At 67.3% G+C, this 21,015-nt stretch carries 17 protein-coding genes; 4 read left to right on the top strand and 13 right to left on the bottom strand.

Annotation, left to right across the window (positions count from 1 at the left end; translation table 11 throughout):
• Nucleotides 1–57 precede the first annotated feature (57 nt).
• Genes cmk through OV287_RS25030 form a run of 3 tightly spaced genes read right to left on the bottom strand, consistent with a single transcriptional unit; the run spans nucleotide 58 to nucleotide 2,836 of the window.
• On the bottom strand, nucleotides 58–747 hold the full coding sequence (gene cmk, locus OV287_RS25040) for a (d)CMP kinase (protein WP_267536554.1): 690 nt from the start codon (nucleotides 745–747) through the stop codon (nucleotides 58–60).
• Nucleotides 744–1,838, bottom strand: coding sequence for a histidinol-phosphate transaminase (hisC, locus tag OV287_RS25035; RefSeq protein WP_267536553.1), 1,095 nt, complete (start codon nucleotides 1,836–1,838; stop codon nucleotides 744–746). Before hisC ends, cmk begins: the two co-directional genes overlap by 4 nt.
• Nucleotides 1,839–1,867: 29 nt before the next feature.
• Nucleotides 1,868–2,836 (bottom strand): acetyl-CoA carboxylase carboxyltransferase subunit alpha, encoded by a 969-nt coding sequence (locus tag OV287_RS25030; protein ID WP_267536552.1) that lies wholly within the window; start codon nucleotides 2,834–2,836, stop codon nucleotides 1,868–1,870.
• 97 nt (nucleotides 2,837–2,933) lie between these two features.
• Here OV287_RS25030 and OV287_RS25025 point away from each other — a divergent pair, with 97 nt between their 5' ends.
• Together OV287_RS25025 and OV287_RS25020 are read left to right on the top strand one after the other, a co-directional pair.
• Entirely contained in the window at nucleotides 2,934–3,614 is a 681-nt protein-coding gene (locus OV287_RS25025; RefSeq protein ID WP_267536551.1) for a tetratricopeptide repeat protein, read from the top strand.
• Nucleotides 3,615–3,698: 84 nt separating this feature from the next.
• Nucleotides 3,699–4,160, top strand: a complete 462-nt coding sequence (locus OV287_RS25020) for a hypothetical protein (RefSeq protein WP_267536550.1) — start codon at nucleotides 3,699–3,701, stop codon at nucleotides 4,158–4,160.
• Between the two features lies 1 nt (nucleotide 4,161).
• Here the strand turns inward: OV287_RS25020 and OV287_RS25015 are convergent, their stop codons facing one another.
• The 7 genes from OV287_RS25015 to OV287_RS24985 all read right to left on the bottom strand — a co-directional run bounded on the left by OV287_RS25015 (nucleotide 4,162) and on the right by OV287_RS24985 (nucleotide 13,884).
• Nucleotides 4,162–5,049 (bottom strand): alpha/beta fold hydrolase, encoded by an 888-nt coding sequence (locus tag OV287_RS25015; protein WP_267536549.1) that lies wholly within the window; start codon nucleotides 5,047–5,049, stop codon nucleotides 4,162–4,164.
• A 196-nt stretch (nucleotides 5,050–5,245) separates the two neighbouring features.
• Nucleotides 5,246–7,258, bottom strand: a complete 2,013-nt coding sequence (locus OV287_RS25010; protein WP_267536548.1) for an ArsA family ATPase — start codon at nucleotides 7,256–7,258, stop codon at nucleotides 5,246–5,248.
• Nucleotides 7,259–7,612: 354 nt separating this feature from the next.
• On the bottom strand, nucleotides 7,613–9,049 hold the full coding sequence (nla6, locus tag OV287_RS25005; RefSeq protein ID WP_267536547.1) for an enhancer binding protein Nla6: 1,437 nt from the start codon (nucleotides 9,047–9,049) through the stop codon (nucleotides 7,613–7,615).
• 65 nt (nucleotides 9,050–9,114) lie between these two features.
• Nucleotides 9,115–9,795: a histidine kinase dimerization/phospho-acceptor domain-containing protein gene (locus tag OV287_RS25000; protein ID WP_267536546.1), complete on the bottom strand. Its 681-nt coding sequence runs from the start codon at nucleotides 9,793–9,795 to the stop codon at nucleotides 9,115–9,117.
• A 242-nt stretch (nucleotides 9,796–10,037) separates the two neighbouring features.
• The gene (locus OV287_RS24995) at nucleotides 10,038–10,502 is read right to left on the bottom strand and encodes a deoxycytidylate deaminase (RefSeq protein ID WP_267536545.1); all 465 of its coding nucleotides are present in this window, start codon (nucleotides 10,500–10,502) and stop codon (nucleotides 10,038–10,040) included.
• Nucleotides 10,503–10,577: 75 nt separating this feature from the next.
• A complete protein-coding gene (locus OV287_RS24990) occupies nucleotides 10,578–11,471 on the bottom strand; it encodes a S1C family serine protease (RefSeq protein ID WP_267536544.1) in 894 nt (297 codons plus the stop codon).
• 136 nt (nucleotides 11,472–11,607) lie between these two features.
• The gene (locus OV287_RS24985; RefSeq protein WP_267536543.1) at nucleotides 11,608–13,884 is read right to left on the bottom strand and encodes a PrkA family serine protein kinase; all 2,277 of its coding nucleotides are present in this window, start codon (nucleotides 13,882–13,884) and stop codon (nucleotides 11,608–11,610) included.
• A gap of 414 nt (nucleotides 13,885–14,298) precedes the next feature.
• On the opposite strand from OV287_RS24985, the gene OV287_RS24980 reads away from it, so the two are divergent.
• Both OV287_RS24980 and OV287_RS24975 read left to right on the top strand, forming a co-directional pair.
• Entirely contained in the window at nucleotides 14,299–16,710 is a 2,412-nt protein-coding gene (locus tag OV287_RS24980) for a hypothetical protein (protein WP_267536542.1), read from the top strand.
• 83 nt (nucleotides 16,711–16,793) lie between these two features.
• Nucleotides 16,794–18,308 carry an Hsp70 family protein gene (locus OV287_RS24975; protein ID WP_267536541.1) on the top strand — a complete coding sequence of 505 codons (1,515 nt, stop codon included), beginning with the start codon at nucleotides 16,794–16,796 and terminating at the stop codon, nucleotides 18,306–18,308.
• Between the two features lie 59 nt (nucleotides 18,309–18,367).
• Here OV287_RS24975 and OV287_RS24970 read toward each other — a convergent pair whose 3' ends face one another.
• The 3 genes from OV287_RS24970 to OV287_RS24960 all read right to left on the bottom strand — a co-directional run bounded on the left by OV287_RS24970 (nucleotide 18,368) and on the right by OV287_RS24960 (nucleotide 20,955).
• A complete protein-coding gene (locus OV287_RS24970; RefSeq protein WP_267536540.1) occupies nucleotides 18,368–18,757 on the bottom strand; it encodes an endonuclease domain-containing protein in 390 nt (129 codons plus the stop codon).
• Between the two features lie 82 nt (nucleotides 18,758–18,839).
• Nucleotides 18,840–20,117, bottom strand: a complete 1,278-nt coding sequence (gene clpX / locus OV287_RS24965; protein ID WP_043395463.1) for an ATP-dependent Clp protease ATP-binding subunit ClpX — start codon at nucleotides 20,115–20,117, stop codon at nucleotides 18,840–18,842.
• Nucleotides 20,118–20,322: 205 nt separating this feature from the next.
• Nucleotides 20,323–20,955: a hypothetical protein gene (locus OV287_RS24960; RefSeq protein WP_267536539.1), complete on the bottom strand. Its 633-nt coding sequence runs from the start codon at nucleotides 20,953–20,955 to the stop codon at nucleotides 20,323–20,325.
• Between the last annotated feature and the right edge of the window lie 60 nt (nucleotides 20,956–21,015).

Below are 21,015 nucleotides of genomic sequence, written 5' to 3'. Positions count from 1 at the left end.
GGAACTCGATGGGTTCCGATACCCTCACCCCGTCCCTCTCCCAGAGGGAGAGGGAGTTTAGCGCTTGGACATCCGGGCCAGGATCGTCTGCTCCAGGATCCGCACCACTTCGGACAGCGGCATGCTCGTCGAGTCGAGCCGCATCGCGTCCTCCGCCGGCTTCAGCGGCGCCACCGCTCGCGACGCATCGTCCTGATCCCGCTTGATCTGATCCGCTAGCACCTCTTCCAGCGAGCGCTCCACGCCCTTCTGGAAGAGCTCCTCGAAGCGGCGCCGCGCACGGGTGTCCGGATCCGCCTCCAGGAAGAACTTCGCGTCCGCGTCCGGGAACACCACCGTCCCGATGTCACGGCCTTCGAGAATCGCCCCCTTCGGGGTCTCCAGCGCCAGCCTCCGCTGCAGCGACAGCAGCCCCGCTCGCACCACCGGCCGGCTCGACACCTGCGAGGCCGCCATCGAGTTCTCCGGCGTCCGGATCTCCCCCGACACGTCCTCGCCATCCAGGAACACGTGGTTGTCCTCGCCCACCACCTGGAAGGACACGTGCACCCGCGTCAGCAGCTCGCCCAGCTTCTCGTCGTCGTCGAACGCGAGGCCCTCGCGCCGCGCCTTCAGCGCCACGCTGCGGTAGATGGCCCCCGTATCCACCAGCGCGAAGCCCAGCCGCCGCGCCAGCACCTTCGACACCGTCGACTTGCCCGCGCCCGCCGGGCCGTCGATCGCCACGATGAAGGGGCGTTGGCTCATGAGGCCAGCACCTCCCGCAGGGCCGTCACGCAACGCACGTTCTCCTCCTGCGTCCCCACCGAGATGCGCAGCGACGTGGGATAGCCGTTGCCCGCCATGGGCCGCACGATGACGCCCTTGCGCAGCAGCTTCTCGTACAGCTCCATCGCCGGCCGCCCAAAATCCGCCAGCACGAAGTTCGCGTGGCTCTCCGCCAGCTTCGCCCCCAGCTTGGGCAGCTCCGTCTGGTAGTAGCGCAACCCCTCGCTGTTGAGCTCGCGCGTGCGCCGCACGTGCTCCACGTCCCCCAGCGCCGCCAGCCCGCCCATCTGCGCGGGAATCGTCAGGTTGAAGGGCATCCGCGTGCGCTGCAGGTACGCCACCAGCCGCGCATCCATCACCCCGTACCCCAACCGCAGCCCCGCCAGCCCGTAGATCTTGCTGAACGTCCGCAGCGCCACCACGTTCGGGTGCTTGCGGAAGTACTCCACCGCGCTGAAGTACTCCGGCCAGTCCACGAACTCGAAGTAGGCCTCGTCGTGGACCACCAGCACGTGCTCCGGCACCTTCGCCAGGAAGGTCTCCCACTCCTGGCGGCCGAACGTCGTCCCCGTGGGGTTGTCCGGGTTGGCGATGAAGATCATCCGCGTGCGCGGGTTGATCGCCTTCGCCATCGCCTCCAGGTCATACCGGTGCCCCTCACGCATGGGCACCTCCGCGAAGGGCCGGCCATGCGCCTGCACCGAAATGCGGTACGCCGGGAACGAGCCCTTGCACAGCAGCACCTCGTCCTCGGGCGTGGTGAAGGTGCGGATGAGCAGCTCGATGATCTCGTTCGAGCCACACCCCAGCACCACCTCCTCCGGCTTCACGCCCAGGTGCTCGGCCAGCTGGCGCACCAGCGTGTAGCTGCTCGCGTCCGGGTACAGGTGCACCTTCTGCGACGCCACCCGCATGGCCTCGATGGCCTTGGGAGAGGGACCCAACGGATTCTCGTTGGACGCCAGCTTGATGACGCCCGTGAGCCCGTACTCCCGCTCCGTCTCCTCGATGGGCTTGCCCGGGACGTAAGGCTTGAGGGTCTCGATGTACGGCGGAACGAGCGGTCTCATGGGATTCTGGCTTCTTTCTTGGATTCGGCTCAACGCCCGGAGAACACGCCGAGCGCGCGGAATTTCTGGTAGCGGTCCTGGACCAGCTCGTCGCCCGACAGCTCCGACAGCTCGGCCAGGTTCCTGCGGAGCACCTTGCCCAGGTTCTCCGCGGCCTTGGAGTAATCGCGGTGCGCGCCGCCGGCCGGCTCAGGGACGACCTCGTCGATGATGTTCATCTCCTTGAGGTCCTTGGCCGTCGGCTTCATCGCGTCCGCTGCCTTGGCCGCCTTGGTGGCGTCACGGAAGAGGATGGAGGCGCAGCCCTCGGGGGTGATCACCGAGTAGACGCTGTTCTCCAGCATCAGCACGCGGTTGCCCACGCCGATGGCCAGCGCGCCGCCGGAGCCGCCCTCGCCGATGACCGTGGCGATGATGGGCACCTTCAGCCGGCTCATCACCTCCAGGTTCACCGCGATGGCCTCGGCCTGGCCGCGCTCCTCGGCGCCGATGCCCGGGTAGGCGCCTGGCGTGTCCACGAAGGTGAGGATGGGCTTGTCGAAGCGCTCGGCCATCTCCATCAGCCGCAGCGCCTTGCGGTAGCCCTCGGGGCGCGGCATGCCGAAGTTGCGCGCCATGTTCTCCTTCGTGTTCCGCCCCTTCTGGTGGCCGATCAGCATCACTGTCCGGCCCTCGAAGCTCGCGAAGCCACCCACGATGGACGGGTCCTCACCGAAGCGGCGATCCCCCGCCAGCGGGAAGAAGTCCTTGAACAGGTGCTCCACGTAGTCGAAGAAGTACGGTCGCGAGCTGTGGCGCGACAGTTGCACCACCTGCCAGCGCGAGAGATCACTGAAGATCTCCGTCTGCAGCTTCTTGGCCTTCTTCTCCAGCTTGGAGATTTCCGAGGTGAAATCCACCGAGCCGCTCGCCGAGAGGGCCTTGAGCTCGTCAATCTTCTTCTCCAGCTCGATGAGCGGGCGCTCGAAATCGAGTGGATAGTTGATGCCGTTCGCCATGGCGCCGGACCCCTATCACCTGCCCCCAGGGCTTTACAACGCGCAACCGGTTACGCGGTGCGTAGAATCCCCACTCCCACCCCTCCGTCGGAGTGTCATGCACCGCCTGCTCCTGCTGCTCACCCTCGTCCTGGCCGCCCCCTCGTTCGCCCAGTCGGCCCGCGCCCTCAATACCGAGGGGTTCCGCCTCTACCAGGCCGGTAAGTACCCCGAAGCCCTGGAGAAGTTCGAAGCCGCCGCCCAGGCCGACCCCAAGTTCGCCCTCGCCCAATACAACGTGGCCGCCACCCTGGGCGTGCTGCGCAAGCAAGGGCAGATCTGCCCCTACTCGGCCCACCGGCAGACGATCCTCGAGCGGCTCAACACCGCCATCCAGTTGGATCCGCGCCGGCTCGCCCGAGCCAAGGAGGACGCGGACCTGGATCCCATCCGCGATACCTTGGGCTGGCAGAAGCTGCTGGGCCGCTCCCCCACACGCCAGGCGGATGTCCCGGAGCTCCTCCGCCGCATCACCTGGTTCTCCCCCGGTGAGGGCGTCTATGGCTCCACCCGGAAGCTCTCCTTCTCTGAAGGCAAGCGCGTCGTGCTGTGGCGGCGGATCATCGAGGACCCCACCCGCACCGAGGAGCAGGCCGGGACGTACACCGTCAAGGGCCGCACCATCACCCTGACCTTCCCGGGCAAGAAGCCCATCCCGGGCCGGATGACCGCTCGCGGAGTGCTCGAATTCGAGGAGTTGGGGACGTTCCTGGACTCTCCGTCCGAGTGCGAAGCCTAGGACGAATCCACCCCCGGAGCCCTCCCGGGGGACTTGGCGGCCGAGCGCCCCCTGACCACCCTCCCAGCAAGGAGGTGTCGGGGGATGGTGCGACTCACGGGGCATCAGTGGGGATTGGTGGCCATGGTGGCGGGTACCCCGTTCCTGTTCGCCTTCCTGCTCGCGGCCTCCTCTCCAGGGCTCGTCGAGCCGGTGCTCGGCACGGCGCTCGGCGGCGCGAGCTGGTTGCTGGCCGCGCTCTTGGGGCTACTCGGTGGAGCTGTGTTCGCGGGCTGTCTGGGCACGCTGGCCCGCTCGCCCGCGATCTCCGCTTCACCTGTCCGCCGCTCTCTCGGGCTGGTCTTCGCGTCGCTCGTCCCCATGGGGCTGTGCATCGTCCCCGCCCTCTGCTTGATGCTGGCGGGGCCCGCGCTCGCCATGCGTCTCGAGCGCGGTGCGCTGAGGCCTCGCGAGGAGCGCTTCCACCCGGCCCAGGAGCTCGCGGAACGGCTCAGGTATCAGCTGCCCCGAGTGCTTCCGCGCATCCCTCGGCTGGGCTCCTGGTGAGTCAAGGCTTCCTGACACTCGTGCGCTTCAGGAGCGAGCGGAGCACGTCCTCCGCGTGGGTCCACAGCAGCGAGCCCCCCGCCTCCGGAAGGACGTGCCTGTGTGAGGTGGGAATCCGCCGGGCCAGGGAGGCACCGAAATCGGGCGAATGGACGGGGCTGGTGTCCTGCGCGCCGTACCAGAGGTCCACTGGGACGGTGATGCTGGCGGGATCGAACGGCCAGGCGCCCATCGCCAGCACGGTGTCGCGCGCGTAACCGGCCGACCCCTGCGCGAAGGCCTCGGTCAGAGCGCGGCGGTAGGCCTGTGCGAACGCGGGAACGGTGTAGACCTTGCGATCGACGTCGCCGCTCATGGCGAGGATCATGTCCCACATCGCATCCGCGCTGCCGAAACCGCGGAAGAACGCCTCGGCACCGGCCGGGTCGGCTGCCACGGAGTCCACGAGCTTCCGCACGTCGGGCACGAGCAGGCCCCTGAAGCCCGGACTGGCCAGCTCATCGGTGCCGGAGACCACCGCCACGCCGGTCACGCTCCCGGCCGCCGCGCAAGCGAGGGCGAACGGCGCGCCCTGGGAGCACCCAACGAGCGCCATTCCGCGCAGCGCACGTGCCTCCGCCAGGTGCCGGACGTCCTGCACCCAGTTGTCGAGCGTCCGCCCTGGCGCGGGATCAGAAGCTCCCAGTCCTGGGCGATCCACGGTGACAAGGCGGATCCCGAGACGGTCGACGACGTCACCACCGAAGCCCAACCAGCGGCTCGTCGCGGCCCCCGAGCACAGCAGCACGGGCGTGCCCTCCTCGGGACCCCACTCCGCCCAACCCAGCCTCCGGCCGTCGGGAAGCCTCACCTGTCCGAGCCGGGCTGGCTCCATCTCTCCGTCGCTCATGCGCCTTTCCTCCATGACCGAAGCGCCAGCGCCATCCGGCGCATGACACGCGCTCCAGCACGACGAGGGAGGGGGCACTTCCTGACCGGCGTCACGACGGGATCAGCTAGGGGTCCTCGATACCCTCACCCCGACCCTCTCCCGAGGGGAGAGGGAGGGATGCGTGAGGGTGGATCAGGATCAGGCTTCCTTGGCCTCAGGCCGCCTTCGTCTTCGCCGTGGCGCTCAGGGCGTACCAGGCCGTCCGGAACGCCTTGAGCTCGCGCAGACCGGCAGGATGACGGCCCAGCGCGGGCGCCACCGTCACCGGCAGGCCGATCTTCTTCTCGATCACCTTCGCCGCGTTGAGCTCGTTCTTCCGCCGGTTCTCGCACTTCGGGCAGTCCGCCTTCGGGCCCACCCGATTCACCAGCACGCGCTCCACCTGCAGCTTGCGCTCCTTCAGGTACTCCACCAGCCGCTCGCTGCGCGCCGCCGCCAGGTCCTCACCCCGCGTCACCACCACGAAGCGCGACTCGTTGGGCGAGGCCAGCGCATCCTCGAAGCGCTTGATGTGCTTGAGGAACGCCGCCATGTCGTCGGCCAGATCGCCCAGGCCCTTCGACTTGTACTTGGACAGCACGCCGTGCAGCGCCGTGAACCAGCTCTTGGCCGTCTCCACCAGCTCCACCACGCGCATGGAGTTCACCATGGGCGCCCCGTCCACGACGATCCGCTTGAAGCGCTCCTGCACCAGCGCGTCCGTCAGGCACGACATGGCCGCCAGCTCGTCGATGCCCGGAGGCGCCGCGTCCAGCAGGTTGCGGAACAGCAGCAGATCCACCGGCACGTCGTTGCCCGTCTTCGGCGCGCCCTCGAAGGCCTTCTCCGCCTTCTCCTTCCAGCGCTTGCGCAGGTTGCTGAACCAGCCCGCCATGTCCAGCTCGCGCGCGTACAGGCCCTTCGTGCCCTTGACCTGCGTCTCCACGTCCGTCAGCCGGCTCTGCAGCACGTCCGACAGCGAGTGCGCCGGATCCGTGGAGATGAGGAGCACCGGCCCCTCCTTCTCCGTCAGCGTCACCGCCGCGGCAGCCGCGCACGAGCTCTTCCCTACCCCGCCCTGCCCCACGAAGAAGATCAGCCGCGTGGGAGGCAGCGGCGGCGCCGCGATGGGCGGCATGGACGGAGCGCGCACCAGGGCCGGCGGGCCCTCGGACGCGGCGAACTCCATCGTCTTCGTCTCCTTGCCGCTCGCCCACTCCTTGGCGAAGGGCTTGAGCAACTCCAAGCCCTGCGGCGCCACCTCGCGCTTGAGCACCAGGTGCACCGGCACGTTCTTGTCCAGCGCCTGGTACTTGCGCACATGAGGCGCTTGCAACCCGCGGCGGCCCAGGCAGGCCGTACAGCCTTCCTTGTCCTCCACCTGGTTGACAACTACTTCGACCACCGGAATCCCACGCTCGCGCAGCTGCGCGAAGTACATGCGCGTCTGGGCCTCGGGCACCGGCTCGGCCAGCGCCACCAGGTGGAAGGCCGAGCGCGCCGGATCCTTCAGCAGCGCCAGCAGCTTCTCCGCCTTCGCCGCGAACTCCTCGAGGAACACCTGCTCCTCCGAGGGCGCCGCCGCCTTCTTGCCCTTGCCAGCCGCCCGCTCCGCCCCCGCCTTCACCAGGCCCAGGAACTTGCGCAGCCCTACCGGCATGTCGAACAGACGCAGCGTGTGGCTGGTGGGAGCCGTGTCCACCACCACCCGCTCGAACTCGCCGCTCTCGGCCAGCTCCGCCACGTGCAGCAGGCCCAGTAGCTCCTCCAGCCCCGGCGTGGCCTGGCCATACAGCTTGCCCAGGTCCTCCTCCGACAGGTGCTGACCCTTCACCGCTGCCTTCTGCAACGCCGGCACGTATTTGGCCAGGAAGCTCTTGGCCAGTGCGGCGGGCTCCACCTCCATCGCCCACACGCCCCCGTCCGCCTTGCCCTTCGCCGCCTTGCCCTTGCCCTTCGGCTCCGGCCTGGCCTCCTTGGCGGCCTCGTCCTCGTCCACCCGCACCGGCTTCGCCGACAGCTTCTTCTGGATCAGATCCGACAGCGAGCGCACCGGGTCCAACGAGACGAGCAGCACCTTCTCCTTGGGCGCTTCATCCGCGAGCCGCAGCGCATACGCTGCCGCGAGCGTGGTCTTGCCCACCCCGCCCTTGCCGCCGAAGAAGTGAAGAACTCGCGCGTCGCTCATGAAAACGTGGCCTTCCTTGACGCCCACAGGCGTGGCCGGTCTCCGTCCTGTTCTGGACAACCGTGGAGAGGGCACACCGGAGGTGCTCCTGAGTAGGGAGCTGTGTCACCGGTTACCCCGTGGGTGTGTGTGGCGGGAGGATCGCCCGCAGTGACCCTGTGAGTCAAGCGAAGACGGGCTATCCCACCCTGTGTTTCGCGCACCGCGTCATGCCTCGCTCTCATACGGAACATACGCCCTGGCGCCCGCTCTCCCGGTATCTGGACGTGGACCAGGAGTGCTGGCCGGACCAACCGCAGAGGTTGGTTCCGGGGCAGGTTCCGCCGAAGTAGGTAGGGGGCGGTGGGACGACGCTCAGCGGATCTCTGGAGTGCTACCCAGAGAGGGACCGCCGTGACCGGACAGGGTGTTCCCCTGGGACTCCTTGCCGCCCTGCTGGCGGGCCTCGGCCGCATAGCGGTTGAGCTTGTTGTAGAGCGTCTTCTCGCTCACCCCAAGGACCTCGGCCGTCCGAGCCTTGTTGTTCCCGTTCCGCTGGAGGCTCCCGAGAATGTACTCGCGCTCCACCGCGTCGAGCGACAGCCCGTAGGGCAAGCGGAAGGTGTGGCGCTCGGGGCTCTTGCCCGCCATGTCGGGGGGCAGGTGCTCGCGCATGATGAGCTCGCCGTCGCAGAGGATGACGGCACGCTCCACGGCATTGCGCAGCTCGCGGATGTTGCCCGGCCAGTCGTGGTTCTTGAGCGTCTCCATCGCGTCCGGGTGCACACCCGTCACACGCTTGGCCGAGTCCCCGCGGAACTTCTCCACGAAGTGCTGCACCAGGATGGGGACGTCATCGCGCCGCTCGCGCAGGGGCGGGAGCTGGATCTGGAAGACGTTGAGGCGGAAGTAGAGATCCTCGCGGAAGCGCTTGGCCTCGATCTCCTTCTTGAGATCGCGGTTGGTGGCGCACAGCACGCGCACGTCCACCTCGAGCTCCACCTTGCCGCCCAGCCGCCGCAGCCGGCCCTCCTCGAGCACGCGCAGCAGCTTGGCCTGCAGCTCGATGGGAATCTCGCCGAGCTCGTCCAGGAAGAGCGTGCCGCCGTGGGCCAGCTCGAAGACGCCGGGCCGCCGCTGATCCGCGCCGGTGAAGGCGCCCTTCTCGTGGCCGAAGATCTCCGACTCGATCAGCGTGGCGGGGATGGAGGCGCAGTTGATGGCGACGAAGGGCTTGTCGCGCCGCTGGGACAGGTTGTGGATGGAGCGCGCCACCACCTCCTTGCCCGTACCGGACTCACCGGAGATGGCCACGCTCGCCTTGGAGGGAGCCACCTTCTCGATGAGCTCGAACACCTTGCGCATGGCCGCCGACTGGCCGATGAAGTCCGAGGAGCCGAGCTGCTTGAGGCGCCGGCGCAGGCCCTGCACCTCGCGCATCGTCTCCTTCTTCTCCAGCGCCCGGTCGATGCAGACCTTCAGCCGCGCGGTATCCAGCGGCTTGACGATGAAGTCATAGGCGCCCTCGCGGATGGCCTCCACCGCGGCGGTGATGGTGCCATGACCGGTGAGGAGCACCACCGGGCAGTCCGGCAGCTCATCGCGCAGCGCGCGCAACAAGCCCAGACCGTCCGTCTCCGGCATGGCCAAGTCGGACAGGACCACGTCCGGGCGGAACTCGCCCGCCTTGCGCAAAGCGTCGTGCGCGTCGAACGCGGTCTCGACCTTGTGGCCCCAGGCGGTCAACATCTCCGCCAGTGCCTCGCACGTATCGCGCTCGTCGTCCACGGCCAGAATTCGCGCGCTGCCCACGTGAGAACCTCCAGACCTCTAGAACAACCCAGGTGAAGAAACGGTTTCGAAAACCACTCGCTGGCTCAGACGAGCGGGAAGGAGAGCCGGCACGTCCCTGCGCGAAGCTGCAGATCCACGCCGAGCTGCGCACACCGAAGCCCCAGGGCGAGAGCTGCCTCCGGGGTGGTCTCCGCGGGAGAGGAGGTGGCTTCCACCACCTCGAGCACGGCTCTGGACTCCTCGGTCCGCACCGCCACCAGCACCTCCGCGCCCTGCTCCGAGCGGCCGTAGGCCCTCATCAGGGTCTGCACCACCAGAAAGCCCAGCTCGCCCGTGTCCGACAGCCGAGCCCGCACCCCGGCGGAGATGGCCTGACGCACCTGGAGACGCCGCTTGCGGCTCTCGTGCGCCAGCACCTCTAGAGCGCGCGTCACCGTATCGGACAGGTCCGCGTCACCGGGCACGCCCGGGCGGTTCACGATGAACTCGGCGAAGCGCCGCAGAGTTCCATCCACGCGCTGGATCTGCTCGCGCATGGCCTTGAGGTTCTTCTCCTGCGAGGGGGGCACCTGACCCGTCTCGCCCTTCAGCTTCTCGGACAGCACCTCCAGGTGAATGGAGAGTGCATTCAAGGGGTTGCGCACATCGTGCAGAAGGCTGTCCATCAGCGAGGGCACCGCACCGTAACGTGCAGCATCCACCACTGGATCCGCCCCTTCGCGCACCGAGGGCGCACTGCTGCTCGCAGCCGTGGAGGTAATCACGAAAGCTCCTAGAGATTGACCGGCGCCCTTCACACCCGCCGCCCTGTCGCTGCGAGGATTTAGGGAGCCGCCCAAGTACCGTCAACCCTGGGGCGGTAATTCTTGCTGGCTGCGAGGTATTCCCACAACGAACCGTCGGACACTCGGCTGTTCAGGTGTCCCCGATAGAACGATTCACTCGTACCAAGGAGCGAGTCCACGCCACATTCGTGAACCAGCCAACAGTGTGCGGGGGGAAGCGATCAGCGCTCGCTCGGCTGCTCCGCAGGGCCCGGACCCACGAGCTCGATGTTCAGCCGGGCCGCGTACTCGAAGATGCGCGGATCACGGTAGAACTCGCCGTAGACGATGCGGTGCACGCCCGCGTTCGCGATCAGCTTGAAGCACGGCCAGCAGGGGCTGGCGGTGGTGTAGAGCGTGGTGGGTTTGTCGCGCTCACTGTCGATCCGCACGCCGTTCTTGGCCGCCTGGATGATGGCGTTGGCCTCGGCGTGGACGGTGGCCACACAGTGTCCGTTTTCCATCATATGGCCCACGTCACTGCAGTGCGGCAGGCCACGGATGGAGCCGTTGTAACCGGTGGAGAGGATGGTCCTGTCGCGCACCAGGATGGCACCCACGTGCTTCCTGTCGCAGGTGGCGCGGCTGGCCACCTGACGCGCGATGTCCATGAAGTACTGATCCCACGAGCTCCGCTCGTTGCCCATGCGTGCCTCCCCTCCTCCGGCGGATGTACCGTGGCGGGGCCCGCAGTCGAATTTCCGGCCAGAAGCCCGCGGAGGCTAGCGGCTGGCGGTCTGCGAGGTGCTCGTACCCGGGTTCGTCGCCGTCGTGCTGTTGCCGAGCAGCCGGGCAAAGCCCTTCTGCTCCAGGAAGAGGCGCACCTTGGAGCTCGGGGCTGCGAAGGTCTCGCCAGGCATGGGCACGTCGAAACTGAAGTTCTGCTCGGCCACGGCGAAGCCCACCTTGGCGGTGCGATAACCCTCGACGATGGCGAGCAGCTTGCCGGACTCCAGGCTGAAGATGCCGCCGCCGGAGGCTCCGTAGCCGATGGCCGCGTCCGTCTTCACCATGCGCGGCAGCTTGGTCTCCTTGTCCCATTCGACCTGAGACACCATGCCGCCGGAGAGCGACAAGGCTCGGCCGAAGGGCGAGGCGGCGACCACCACGTCATCGCCCAGCTCCAGCTCCGAGTCCATGGCGAGCTGCGCGGGCCGCAGCGGCAGACCGGGCACTTTGAGCAACGCCAGGTCCATGTCCGGCACCACGCCCGTGGCCACGACATGGGCCTTGTATTCGGTGGAGTCGGCACGCTCGTCCACGATGGCCACGAGGTGAGGCTCCTTCAGGTCGTCCATCTCCACCGCGTGCGCGTTGGTGATGACGTAGCTGACGAGCCCCTCGGGCGTCTGCTCGTTGCCGATGACCACGCCCGAGGCGGTGCGCCGGGCCTTGCCGTCCTCGAGGATGGAGAGCCGGACGTTGTGGGGGAGAATCCGCTTCACCTGCTCCTTGCGCGTGAGCCGGGGAGTCAGCGCGCCCACCTGCTGCATCACCACTGGCGAGCTGCCCGCACCACCGGTGCCCGAGATCTCGGAGACCGGCTGCGGCGTCGGGGCCGCGGCGCAGGAGAGCATGGCGAAGAGGGCGGGCAGGCCCAGGGAGAAACGGTTCATCGACGCTCCGAAGCGGGAGGTGGAGGGAACAAAATCCCTCTACCTTTAAAGAGTCCCCATCATCCCCGCTGTAACGCATTTTCGGAAAGCATCGCGACCGCCGGGCGCCCGTCCGCCCGGCTGCTTCGGCCGAGGCTCAGCCGTAGCGCTTCTTCATGAGGAAGAGGATGGCGTCCTTGGCGCAGTGCTCGCAGTAGCCGTAGCGCTCGTGCATCGTCTTGAGGGTGCTCTCCACCTGGGTCTGCTCGCGCGAAGACAGCGAGCCGCGCTCCTCGGAGAGGTACTTGAGGACGTTCTCCTTGTTGCGGCGCAGCACGCGCTTGCGCTCCTCGAAGTAGTGGTCGCGCAGGCGGCGGAACATGTCCGGGAAGATGCGCGGGTAGTCCATCTCCGCGTCCGGGTTGTCCAGCTTGTGCGCGCCGATCTGCGAGATGAGTCCACGGCGGTACTCGCCCGGATCCTCGCCCCGCGGCATGACGATGGCCTCCAGCTCCGCCATGCGCTGCTCGTCCGGGCGCTCATTGGCACCGGTGATCCGGTTGCGGACCTTCTCGCCCTTCACCCAGTGGCTCACGTTGTAGACGTAGCGCTCCACCAGCTCGCGGTATTGGCCCTCGGAGACGAGCCCCATGGACTCGCGCACCTCCTCGTCCACCCGGTCGAGGTACTCGGCCTCCACCGCGCGCACGAACTCCTCATGATCGTGGTAGCCGTCCACCACCTCCTGCAGGAGGAACTCGTAGACGCTCTTGTCCTTGCAGATGGCCTCGAGCTCCTCGATCACCGCCAGGGCGTTGAGGCACTTGTAGTCGGCGTTCTGCGCGGCGTTGAAGAGCGCGGTCTTGATCTCTCGGGCACTGGCGCCGCTGCGACCCTCGTAGTTGGGGTAGGCGTCGGACTCCTCGTACATGTCCGTGCGCAGCTTCCGCAGCTCCTTGCCGTGCGAGAGGCTGAGCCGGTCCGGCACCACGCCCTCCTCGTACAGGTGCATCTTCTCCACCGGCGTCACCTGATCCACCAGCTCCTTCACCTCGGGCTGGTAGCGATCCGGGATGGGCTTCTTGAGGCGCGTGAGCACGGCCCACATGGCGGCCACTTCGGTGGCGTGAGGGGCCACGTGCTTGCCCACGGTGGTGGGAGTGATTTGAGCGTCGTAGACCTGCTGCTCCTGCTGGTAGCGGCGCAGGTAGGGCACGCGCACCAGCTCGATGCGGCCCTTGAAGGAGGCGAAGTCCGGCAGCTCCTTGAAGGCCCCCAGGTGCTTCTCGTTGGACGAGGCGATGAGCACCTCGTCGAGCTGCAGCACGAAGTGCTCCAGGGGCACCTGGGACGTCTCGCTGAAGCCCAGCAGGTACTTGAAGGCCTCCAGCGGGCGCTTGAGCAGATCCGAGTACTCGATGAGACCGCGGTTGGCGTGCACCAGCGGGCCATGGGGCTCGAAGAGGGCCACGTTGTGAAGCGCGGGCGGGACATTGAGCTGGGTGCGGTCCGCCGTCACCTGCTGGTACATGGCGTCCACGCTCATCTGCGGCTCCACCGTCACCGTGCCCACCTGGTAGCGGCGCGAGATGTAGAAGCGCTCCACGCGCACGTGGCGCAGCACCTGGAGGTAGTCACCCTTGTAGTTGGACAGCAGCGCCGTGTAGATGCTCCGGCACTTGTGGCACAGCTCTCCGTGCACCAGGTAGTCGGAGAGGACGAAGTCGCTATCGCCCTGCCCGTCCCCGTTGCCCAGACCCTTCTTCTTCAGCGCCCCCTCGAGCAGGCGCTGGCGCTCGACGGGAGGGACGACGAAGAGCGGGTGATCCCTCAGCTCGCAGGGGACGCGCACGTCGATGGACTCGGCGTCCAGATGCGCGTAGGTGGACAGATCACCCCCCGCCGCCGCCGCGCCCGCCGCCGCGACCGCCGCGCGCTCGCCGCCAAATCCGATGGAGCCCTTGACGAGCTTCTCCGAGGGGAAGATCCAGCTGATGCGGTAGAGGGCTCCCTGGGGCTGGCGCGAGTAGTCCTCCATGCCAGCCTTGAGCGCGTTGACCAGCGTGGACTTCGCGCTGCCGTTGGGGCCGTGCAGCATGATGAGCTTGTTGATGCGGCCGGCGCGCGTGAAGTTGCCGAGCTGCCGGTAGATGGCGTTCTGTACCTCCTCCTGGCCCGCGACCCGGCCATCGCGCTCGCTGGAGGGGACGTCGAAGACCTTGAAGCGGCGGATCTTCCCCGTCGGGTGTGACACCGTCTCCGTGCCGTAATGGTCCATCACGTCGCGCAGGTATTGGGCCGCATTGCGCGACTGTCCCCGTGGATCGCCCATGAAGAGCGTGACGTACTCCTCGAAGGAGAGGATGGAGCGATTCTTGACGAAGTCGTCGGACACCTGGGCGCCCACTTCCTGCAGGTATCGCTTGGCTTCCACGGGATGACTCCTCTGTGCTGTAGTTCAGGAACCCACTAACCACACCGGACGGTCGCCGCCATGTCGCGCGGACCCCCCGGAACTTTCCCCTCGGGGAGCGGGATGTCCAGGGTACTTCTTTCCGTTCTGTTGTTGGCAGTGCTCTCTGCCTGCCCGCCTACCTCAACGACACCGTGCGACACGGACTCGGACTGTCCGGAAGGCCGATGCCGCCTGGGCGGATGTGGTCCGCTGTGCCTGGACGACACCGAGTGCGGAAGTCGGCAGGTCTGCGCGGGAGGCTCGTGCGCCCCTCGTCCCGAGTGCGTCCAAGCCACCGACTGCGCCGAGGGCTTCGCCTGCACGGAGGGCCGCTGCACTTGCGGCTCGGATGCGGCCTGTGCTGCCAACCAGTCCTGCCGCGAGGGCCAGTGTGTGACGGCCACCGCGTGCACCTCGGCGGAGGACTGCCCGGCCGGACAGCGCTGCGAGGTGGTTCAGGGCGTGTGCCAGGCCCCGTGTGTCCAGCCCGTGGACTGCGCGCCGGGGGTGGATCCCCGCGTGGCCTCGCTGCTCTACGTCTGCCGGCAGGGCGACTGTCTGCGCCAGTGCTTGAATGATCAGCTGTGCGGCGCGGGCTTCATCTGCGAAGCCGGGACGTGCGCCCGCGCTGGGTGCACCACGCAGGCCGACTGCCCCTCGGGCCAGTATTGCACCAGCGCCACCGCGGGCCGCTGCCTCGAGTACCAGACCTGCGAGTCCACCGCGGAGTGCGGCCCCAACACCGAGTGCCGGGCGTTCACCTCGGGCACCTGCCCTCCGGGCTTCGACTGCGCGACGAAGATCTGCCAGGAGCTGCCGCGCTGCCTCGTGGATACGAACTGCTCCGCCACCGCGTACTGCAGGGATTCGCATTGCCAGCCGAGCGCCGCGTGCATGGACAGCACGGAGTGCGCCTCGGGCTTCACCTGTGTGGCGAGCCGGTGTGTGCCGAGCGGTTGCCGGGGACACTCGGACTGCGCCTCGGGAGAGGCCTGCACGGATGGCGCCTGCCGCCCCGCGCCTCCGGCAGCCAACATCGTCTCCATCGCCCTCAGCCCCAGGACGGCCACGCTCGTGGTGGGTGACACCGTGCAGCTCTCGCTGGTGGCCTTTACGCTGGACGGTGCGAGCTTCCCCCTCGCCCAGGGCAGCTTCTCGGCACTGGATGCGAGCGGCTCGCCCAGCAGCGCGGTGACGGTGTCGTCCTCGGGACTGGTGACGGCCGTGTCCGCCGGAACGGTGCGCGTGCAGGCTCGGCCCGTGGGCGCGGCGGTGTCCGCCCAGGAGACCTCCCTCACCGTGCTGCCCGTCCTGGAGAGCGGCCGGCGGCTCGTCGTGGTGGATGCGGCCTCCCGGCGCCCACTCGCTGGCGTGGAAGTGCTCGGGTGTGATGCGCCTCCCGCTTCCGGCCCCTGCCCTGCTCCCGTCGCGGTGACGACGGATGCGACCGGCGTGGCCCTCTTCCCTGGTTTCACCGGAGCCACCGCCAGCTTCTCCGCCGCCTCGGGCGAGCTGCGAGCAGACGGGTTCCCTCGCTACGATCGGGTCTCCGTGGTCTCCACGTCCGCGCGCGACGTGCTGCTGCCGCTCGAGGAGAACCCCGTCCACGGCGCCGCCGGCTTCACCGCGGGCATCAGCTTCAACGAGGTTCACTCCTCCGGTGAGCTCTCGGTCGGCTTCTCAGTACTGTCCGCTGGGGATCCGACGACGGTGGATCTCACCAACCTCTTCGGGGAGACCTTCCTCGTTCCCCTCCCCGGCCTCACCCAGCGCATCCCCGCTCCTGGCAGCCTGGTGGCGTATGCGTCCCTCGGGCTGGCGGGCAACACGGAGCTCAAGTCGCGCTCCTACGGGCTGGGACAGGCTGGACGACGCACCGCGGTAGCCTTCGCCGGCAAGCTTCCACTCGCCCAGGCCACGAGCCTCCGCCCCACGGACCTGCTCGCCTACAGCGGCGCGATGGACTACGCGCTCCAGGCCTTCACCTCCATCACCCACCTGCCCTACGCGCCGGATGCGACGGACCTCGATGGGGATGGTCTGTGCTCGGACACCACGCGCTGCCAGGGCAGTGAGGACCTCCCGGATTACAGCCGCTTCACCGGCCTCACCCACCGCCCCCGTCGCGAGCAGCTCCGCCGCACCGAGGTGGTGATCCCCAACCTGCCCTCCGGGCTCGACACCGCCGTAGTCGCCGCCGTGGAGCTCTCGCCTGAGGCGGGACTCATGCCCCTGGGACTCGCCTCCCAGACCGCCGGAGCGGCCCAGCCGGATGGGACGCGGCCCGTGCCGCCAGTGCTGTTGCGCAGTGGGGCCCCCTACGGAGGCGCAGAGGCGAGTACACCCGGAGTGTGGATTTTCGCCACTTCTAGTACATCGGGGGCGTCCGTGAGCGGGAGCATCATCCGCGCGCCCTCGCTCCCCACCCGAGCCTCCATGCCTGGGTTCCTGCCCCTCCCCACCGCCTCCTACACACCTGCGAGCCGGACCCTTACTCCCTCTCCGGCCAGCTGGAGCGCTCTGGCCGGAAGGGGCGTGGGGCTCGCCCGAGTGACGCTCACCGGGGCCCAGGGACGGCACGTGGTGTTCTTCGCCCTGGAGGCGAGTGGAGGAGCCATCCGAGTGCCGGATGCTCCGGCAGGGGCCACTGCGGACCCGGCCGGTCAGACCGGGGTGGCGCTGGAGGTGACGGCCCTGCGCCTGTCCTCGGGGCTGTCGGCCGAGGGCCTCCTGGACGCTCCTGGGGTGAACCTGCTTCAGCTCCCCGGGGTGCTGGACGCCTACTCTCGCTCGCGACCCCAGTGAAGTTGCACTAACCTCGCGAGTTGATAAGAGCCGGGGCTTTTCCCCCTCGCCCCGAGCCCCCCTTTCTTCGGAGTCCACGCGCGATGCACAAGGATCCCATCATCGGCATCGACCTCGGCACGACCAACTCGTGCGCCGCGATCGTCGAGGACGGTGGGAACGTGAAGCTCATCCCCTACAAGGGCGGCGAGTACACCATCCCCTCCATCTTTGCGATCGACGACAAGGGCAACGAGCTGATTGGCAACGAGGCCAAGCGCCAGTGGCAGCTCAACCCGAGGAACACCATCTACGGCTCCAAGCGCCTGGTGGGGCGGCACTTCAAGAGCGACATCGTCGACTCGATGAAGAAGGTCGTGGCGTACTCGGTGCGCCCCGGCAAGAAGAACGACGTCGTCCTGGACGTGGGCAAGAAGGAGTTCTCCCTCCAGGAGATCAGCGCCAAGATCCTCAACAAGATTCGCGACGTCGCCGCCAACTACCTCAAGACGCCCATCAGGCGCGCGGTGGTGACGGTGCCGGCGTACTTCAACGACCGGCAGCGCCAGACGGTGAAGGAGGCGGGCAAGCTCATCGACCTCGAGGTCGTGCGCATCATCAACGAGCCCACCGCCGCGGCCCTGGCCTATGGCGCCGGCAAGGGCGTCAACAAGAAGGTGCTCGTCTACGACCTGGGCGGTGGCACCTTCGACGTGTCCATCATCGAGATTCGCGACCGCATCTTCGAGGTGAAGGCCACCGGCGGTGATGTCTTCCTGGGCGGCATCGACTTCGACAACGCCATCATCCACCACGTCCTGACGGACTTCGCGTCGAAGACGGGGATTGATCTGGCCACGGATCCCGTGGCCATGCAGCGCATCAAGGACCTGGCCGAGCGCACGAAGATCGATCTGTCCGCGCGCGACGAGGTGCAGTTCAACATCCCGTTCATCACGATGACGGCGCAGGGCCAGCCGCTGAACATCGAGATGAAGTTCTCGCGCAAGATGCTGGAGAAGCTGACGAACCACCTGGTGGATCGCACGCTCCAGATGGTCGCGCGGGTGCTGGTGGACTCGGGGCTGAGCACCAAGGACATCGACGAGGTGCTGCTGGTCGGTGGGCAGACGCGCATGCCCGTCGTGCAGGACCGGCTGACGAAGTTCTTCGGCAAGACGCCGAGCAAGGGCGTGCACCCGGACGAGGCCGTGGCCGTGGGCGCGGCGCTGTACGCCAAGTCGCTGGAGGACAACTCGAGCCTGCGGCTGCAGCTGTTGGACGTGATCCCGATGGCGATTGGCCTGGAGCGCGCGGGCGGGGCGTTCCATACGGTGTTCCCGCGCAATGCGCCGATTCCGAACGCCAAGCAGGTGGTGGCCACCACGAGCATGGACAACCAGACCGAGCTGGCCATGCGCATCTACCAGGGCGACCACGAGATGGTCGTGAAGAACGATCTGCTCGGCGAGTTCACGTTCTCGGGGATCCGCCCGGCCCGGGCAGGCTCGGTGCAGGTGGAGATTACCTTCGACGTGAACGTGGAAGGCATCCTCACCATGCGCGCCAGGGATCCCGCCACCGGCCGCGAAATGAAGACCACGGTGCGGGTGAGCTGAAGCCGGTAGCGTCACAAGGACTGCTGCCCGTGAATATCCCCTCTCCCTTTGGGAGAGGGTTAGGGTGAGGGTCGACCCTCCGACTCCGTGAGCACCGTGTAAAGGCGCATCAGCACGGCCTCGGTCTCAAGGAGAACGTCCCGGTTGCCGAAGCGCAGCACCCGCACGCCCTGCTCCGCGAGAAACCGTGAACGCCCAGCGTCTCGCACGACGTTTGCGGGAAGCGCGTGCTGGTCTCCGTCGAGCTCGATGCGCAAGGAGCGCTCCGCGCAGAAGAAGTCGAGGATGTAGGGACCAAACTGGTGCTGCCGCCGGAACTTGAAGCCGGCCAACTGCCGGGCACGCAGCAGCTTCCAGAGAAGGGATTCGGCATCGGTCGAGGAGCGGCGCAGATCGCGACATCGCTCCAACAGACCGACGATGGTGGTGTTGCCTCGATAGTCGGGCACAGCGATGTCCCCCCCTCTCACGGCCAGGACCGGGGTGAGAGTAGACCCTCACCCCAGCCCTCTCCCAGAGGGAGAGGGGGCTTTACGCCGACTTCTTCTCCTTCTCCATCACCAGCTGAGGCGGCTCGTGCTTGGTCACCACTGTCTCGGTGATCTTGCACTCCTTCACCCCATCCCGGTACGGCACGTCGTACATGATGTCCAGCATCGCGTCCTCGAGGATGGCTCGCAGGCCGCGCGCTCCCGAGTTGCGCCTCATCGCCTCCTTGGCGATCGCCTTCAGCGCTTCCTTCGTGAAGGTCAGCTTCACCTTCTCCATCTCGAAGAGCTTCTGGTACTGCTTGATCAGCGCGTTCTTCGGCTGCGTGAGGATCGTGATCAGATCCTCTTCCTTCAGATCGTTCAGCGTCGCCACCACCGGCAGACGCCCGATGAACTCGGGAATCATCCCGAACTTCATCAGATCCTCTGGCTCCACCATCGCCAGCAGCTCGCCCACGCTGCGCTCTTCCCGGTGCGTGATCTTCGCCCCGAACCCCAGGCCCTTCTCACCCACCCGGCGCTTGATCACTCCATCGATCCCGTGGAACGCGCCGCCGCAGATGAACAGGATGTTCGTCGTATCAACCTGCACGTACTCCTGCTGGTTGTACTTCTTCCCACCCCGCGGCGTCACATTCGCCCGCGTTCCCTCGATGATCTTCAAGAGCGCCTGCTGCACGCCCTCGCCGCCCACGTCTCGCGTGGCGCTCGGCGTGTCACCCTTGCGCGCGATCTTGTCGATCTCGTCGATGTAGACGATGCCCCGCGCTGCCTTCTCCACGTCGTAGTCCGCGTTGTGGAGCAGGTTCTGGATGATGTTCTCCACGTCCTCGCCCACGTAGCCGGCCTCGGTGAGGCTGGTGGCATCCGCGATGGTGAAGGGGACGTTGAGGAAGCGCGCCAGCGACTGCGCCAGCAGCGTCTTGCCGCTACCCGTGGGGCCCACGAGCAAGATGTTGCTCTTGCTCAGCTCCACGTCCTCCGAGCCCGAGGGCTTCATCCCTGGACGCGGCCGCGCCGTCGGCTTCTTCTGGTAGATGCGCTTGTAGTGGTTGTAGACGGCAACGGAGAGGACCTTCTTCGCCTGGTCCTGTCCGATGACGTAATCATCGAGGAACGCCTTGATCTCCATCGGCGTCGGCAAGCTGACCTGCGGCTTGCCCTCCTCGCGCTCGTTCTCGTCCGCGATGATGTCGTTACAGAGCTTGATGCACTCGTCGCAGATGTAGACCGTCGGGCCCGCGATGAGTTTGCGGACCTCGCGCTGCGACTTGCCGCAGAACGAGCAGGACAGGTTGACGTGGTGCTCCTTCTTCACTGCCGCCTCCGAGTTCACCGACCCCGGTTCCCCGGAGCCTACCTAGCCGACACCATCACCACACCCAAGTTGCCTGGCTGCCCACGTCTCGAACAGCCGTCCGACAAAATATAGGCTCCGGCTGAATCCGCAGGAAGCCCATCTCGGATATGTCGCCCGGCGGGCTGTGCACCGCCGGACGGGGTCAGCGTTGAGTAACACCCGTTCAGGCGTCGTTCACGCCCGAAGCGAGTTCCTCCAAGTCCTCGGCCAGGGTGCCCGCCCGCTCAGCAATGGCATGGGGTACCCGGCGACACCCGGACACCTCGGCAGCCAGCTTCCGGGCCAGCTGAGCCAGCTTCCTTACCTGGAGGCTCTCCGGAGGGGGCTCCGGCGGCGGCTTCGGGAAGCGCTCCACGAACTCCTTCTTCAGTTCATTGGGCGGCTTCTCCGCGTTCCAGATACTGTCGCGCAGTGAACGGTACTCCTGCGGCGAGAGCTGGCCGCGCTCCTCCGCGTCCGCCAACACCTCGATGACCTCAAAGGGGGGCGCCTTCTGGGGGAAGTCCGGCTGGGACACCTCCTCGGGGGCCTCATGCTTGGCCAGGAAGCTGAACGAGCGCGTCAGCTTCAGCGCCGTCTGCTTCTTGATGTGGAGCTCCTTCAGGGCATAGGCCTCGAAGGAGTTGTAGCCCCACGACTCCCAGAGATTCTCGTCCCGCACCTGCACCAGCAGCTTGCCCAGCTCGGCCCAGGTGGACTTGAAGCGCTTGGCCGCCACCAGGACGGTGTGGCGGAAGGTGCCCGGGGGCACGGAGGCGGCCTTCTTCTCAATGTCGATTTCAGCAGCGGTCACCATGCCCCCCTGTATCGGGCAGGAAAACCGGGGGGGCAAAAAAGCGGCTCGCTGCTGCCTACA

Source organism: Archangium lansingense, assembly GCF_026626635.1.
Taxonomy (GTDB): Bacteria; Myxococcota; Myxococcia; order Myxococcales; family Myxococcaceae; genus Archangium; species Archangium lansingense.
Note: the sequence above shows the minus strand (reverse complement) of the source record. Positions and strands in the feature narration are given on the sequence as shown.